3 protein-coding genes and 1 pseudogene are annotated in these 4067 nt (G+C 59.2%); 3 read left to right on the top strand and 1 reads right to left on the bottom strand.

The window, feature by feature from the left end:
• The coding region (locus tag BFP90_RS03755) for an aminotransferase-like domain-containing protein (protein ID WP_141688912.1) at positions 1 to 910 on the top strand (910 nt) is incomplete at its 5' end.
• A 6-nt stretch (positions 911 to 916) separates the two neighbouring features.
• On the opposite strand, the gene BFP90_RS03760 is transcribed toward BFP90_RS03755, so the two are convergent.
• Positions 917 to 2338 (bottom strand): M10 family metallopeptidase C-terminal domain-containing protein, encoded by a 1422-nt coding sequence (locus BFP90_RS03760; RefSeq protein WP_065895981.1) that lies wholly within the window; start codon positions 2336 to 2338, stop codon positions 917 to 919.
• Between the two features lie 342 nt (positions 2339 to 2680).
• On the opposite strand from BFP90_RS03760, the gene BFP90_RS03765 reads away from it, so the two are divergent.
• Both BFP90_RS03765 and BFP90_RS28035 read left to right on the top strand, forming a co-directional pair.
• Positions 2681 to 3352: a LuxR C-terminal-related transcriptional regulator gene (locus tag BFP90_RS03765; RefSeq protein WP_083203149.1), complete on the top strand. Its 672-nt coding sequence runs from the start codon at positions 2681 to 2683 to the stop codon at positions 3350 to 3352.
• Positions 3353 to 3471: 119 nt separating this feature from the next.
• Positions 3472 to 4067: pseudogene (locus BFP90_RS28035) on the top strand (transposase); the annotation flags it as partial.

A 4067-nucleotide genomic window follows, 5' to 3' on the forward strand; every position in this document is an offset into this window, starting at 1 on the left:
CCTGTCGGTGCCGGTGGAACAGATCATCACCACCCCCAACACCGTGCAGGGCCTGGACATGCTCATGCGTCTGCTGGTGCGGCCCGGCGACACGGTGCTGCTGGACGCGCCGTGCTACTTCAACTTCCACGCCAACCTGGCCCTGCATGGCGTCAAGGTGGTGACGCTCGAACGCCGCCCCGACGGCTTCGACTTCACCGCCCTCGAACACCTGCTGGCCGAACACCGGCCCAGCCTGTACCTGACCACCAGCGTGCTGCATAACCCGACGGGCCATTCCTTCAGCCCCAGCCAGGCGTTTCGCCTGCTGCAACTGACCCAGCAGTATCACTGCCATATCGTCGAGGATGACCTCTACGGCGACCTGCACCCCAACCCACCGCCACGCCTGGCCGCCGTCGCCGGGCTGGATCAGGTCACCTACCTGTCGGGATTTTCGAAGATCCTGAGCGCCAATGCCCGCGTCAGCTATGTGGTGGCCGCGCCACAACTGGCCGCCAACCTGACCAACATGAAGTTGATGAGCGGCGGCGTGACCTCGGAGCTGTTCGAGCAGATCGTGTACCGCATGCTCAGCGAAGGCAGTTATGCCAAGCACCGCAAGCGCATGGTCCAGCGCCTGATGGAAGCCGGCGGGCGCGTCGAGCAATGGCTCAAGCGCTGCGGCTGCGAACTGCCGATGGCTTTCGAAGGCGGCATGTTCATCTGGGCGCGCCTGCCGCCGGGGGTCAACGGCGAACTGCTGGCCCAGCAAGCCCTGAAGCGCAGCATGGTGCTGGCGCCCGGCTTGCTGTTTGGCTACGACCCGGCTCACCGTGACTTGATGCGCTTCAATGTGGCTCACAGTGATGAGCCACGGGCGCAGCGGGTATTTGAAGCGCTGCTGCGCCATCGGGTTGCGCAAGTCTGAAAAGCCTTAACTGACGATATCACTGCGCCGCACATGGCCCTCTACGACAAGCACGAAGTTCGCCTCACTCGGCGTAGCGCTGATTTCCAGGGAACTCATTTTCAGCACGGGGTTGTAAGTCACGATGGCTTCACCGATGGCGCCGGAAAATGCGTCGACGAAGCTCAGTTGCGCAACCCCCAGCGAAGCCCTGACACCCGACACATCGACCCTGTCTTCGCCGCTGACAAAGTCCATGATCCGGTCGGGCGCGGCCTGGGTCGAGTCGCTGATGCGCCCATAGGCAAACCGGTCCTTGCCCTTGCCGCCCCACAGCGTGTCGGCCCCCCCTGCTCCATATAACCAATCATCGCCCTCTCCCCCTCTGAGTTCGTTGGCCACCTCGTTACCCACCAGCAAATCGTTGCCGGAGCCGCCGATGGCATTTTCGATCGTCACGCCATAGGCAATCGAAACATTCCCCTTGAGGCCGCCGACGTCAGAAAAGGTCCCCTCCCGCAGGCTGATGCGCTGGACCTGCGTGTAACCGGAGAAGTCCAGGGTGTCATTGCCGCCACCGTCCCAAATGGCCGCTACCATTTTATCCTTGGCGGTGTTGACGCTCAGGAAGTCTCGGTCCGCATTGGCATTGAAGCCGTAGGTGGTGTTGTCTTTACGGGTGTCGTGGTTGGCGCCGTACTTGCGTTGATAGGCACTGATATCGTCAAGCTGCGGCGCCGAAGAGCGCATGCCTGCATGATTCATATAGCCGGTACGCTCGCCCCGATAACTCATGGCGCTGTGACTCTGCGAGTCCTCGTGATAACCCACCTGCTCTTGTTTGAGTATCCTGTCGTAGTCGCCGGAGTGGTCGAGCCCCAAGGCATGCCCCAGTTCGTGGACGATGGTATGGCGGCCCGCATTTCCCAATGCGGCGTCAACCACCGACCGGTCGCCTTTGTTGACGGCAAACCAGACATCACCGCTGCTGGCAACGCCTGGCGAAGGCAGCACGGCATAGCTCGTATCGTTGTAGGGCAGACCCTTGTCATCGATTCTCTGACCGAAATTGGCGAGGGTGATGTGGCCTTCGCTGCCTGCGGCTCTCGGCCCTTCGGTAAACCTGAGGTTGGCAACATCGGCAATGCTCTGCAGGCTGGCCCGCGTCTGTTGGCGCTGGTTTTCAAGAACGTGGGTGAAACCGGTTTTGTTGAACTGCCTTGCGTCCTTGTCAACGGGCGGGGTACGAAATTCGTAGGTCACGTCATGGCGGCCATCGCCGTTCTTGTCCAGCCACCCCGGGCTCTTTCGCCAGAGGTGCAAGGCCGCGTCTTCGGCAGACTTGGAGGGCAAACCGTTATGGCGGATGTCACCGCCGCGATCATCTCGGTGCCGGAAGGCTTCGATGAGCCGCAACGCATCACTGGGACGAGAGGCAACCGTATTCATACGCACACTCCTATCTGGCTGGAGTTCCATCTTGAGCGCCCTCAGCTCGACAAGCTGCCCGTTGCTTCGCCCTCCTGGATAGCCGCCTGCGGAAACTGGCTTGGGCATCGACCACTGAAGCTGTAGGCGACATCCTTGTGCCGGCCACGAAATCAGGCGCAAAGGTCGTTATGCGCTTTTAATCTGCTTTTTTAATGATTGAATCCCCACCCTTTGGTCAGGCTGTACTAGCATACGTCTCGGCGGGCAGCACTATCACTGCAGGTTATTCGCATTGGCTAGTCTCTTAATCCCCGTCGCTATAAGACCGAATACCTGCACTCGAAACTCATGGACGAATTGATGAACTCACACCTGTTCCCACGTATAGGCAAGGTCATCGCCAGCACCGGCAGTCGCCACTTCCCACGTATGCTGCATGACCTGATCCTCACCCAACTGGCAGTGGACGCCACCCATATCACGCAACTGCGAGTGAGTGCCGCCGGCCACACTCGCCGCAGGATCAGCCCGGTCTATACCGACTCGGCAGTGGCGCTGGGCGAAGAGCAACCGGCCGCCCAGCTGCACCTCACCCGCCGTAAGGACGATGTGCGGTATGTGCTGTCGGTGTACCGCTCGCACCAGTCCGAAACCTTCTCGGCGCAAGAGCGCAGCATGCTGGAGGATTTCTCCACGCTGCTGCTGCCCATGGTGGAAAACCACATCAGCGCGATCCAGCCATGCCCCCCAGGCAATACGCCGCAGGAACCACAGAACCAGGGCATCGAGACCTTGCGGCGGCGCATTCAGGAGCGCCTCGTGCAATCGGGGTTGACCCTGTCCAACCGTGAACTGGAAGTGTGCGTAGGCCTGCTGGCCGGGCGCACCGCGCCGGAGTTGGCCGAACAGTTGGCGCTGAAGGTCAACACCATCGAGAGCTACCTCAAGCGCGCGGCGATCAAACTGGGCATCAGCGGACGGCATTCGTTGTTGCGGTGGATGTATGCCACCGAAGACAGCACCATTCTCTAAGCCGACATCGGTCAAAAGGTGGGAGGGGGCTTGCTCCCGATAGCGGTGTGTCAGCTTGAGCTGGTCTAATAGTCCCGGACACCTCAATAGGTGAAACTACACCTATTGAGGAGTATTCCATGACCAAGAAGTACAGAAAATTCGACGCCGCTTTCAAGCTAAGAGTCTGCAAGATGATTGTTGACCAAGGCCTGAGCGTGAACTCCGTTTGTACCGATTTAGACTTGAGTGATACTGCCGTGCGCCGCTGGGTCCAGCAGTACCAAGCCGAGCAGTTAGGTGGTACAGGGATTGGTAAACCGTTAACCAGCGAGCAACAGCGTATTCGTCAGCTTGAGCAGCAGATCCGCGAGCTGAAGACTGACAACGATATATTAAAAAAAGCTACGGCCTTCTTTGCCCGCGAATTGAAGTGATCCACCAATTGGTTCACCAAATGCAATGCAAGGCCTACCCGGTAATACGTATCTGCCGGGTTTTGCGGATCAGCCGTTCGGGGTTCTATGAAGCTCGTCAGCGGTCTTTTAAGCCAAAAGCTGTCTGTCCGGTTGCAGCTCAGGTCAAAGCTACGTTCATGACCAATGAGCACTGTTATGGCAGTCGTCGGGTGATGAAAGCACTGCGTAGCGATGGCGTATCCATTGGGCGGCACAAGGTCCGTCGGCTGATGAAACAACAGGATTTACGCCCGATCTGGAAGCGCAAGTTCGTTCAT

The sequence above is a fragment of the Pseudomonas sp. 24 E 13 genome (genome assembly GCF_900004715.1).
In the GTDB taxonomy this organism is placed as follows: Bacteria; Pseudomonadota; Gammaproteobacteria; order Pseudomonadales; family Pseudomonadaceae; genus Aquipseudomonas; species Aquipseudomonas orientalis_A.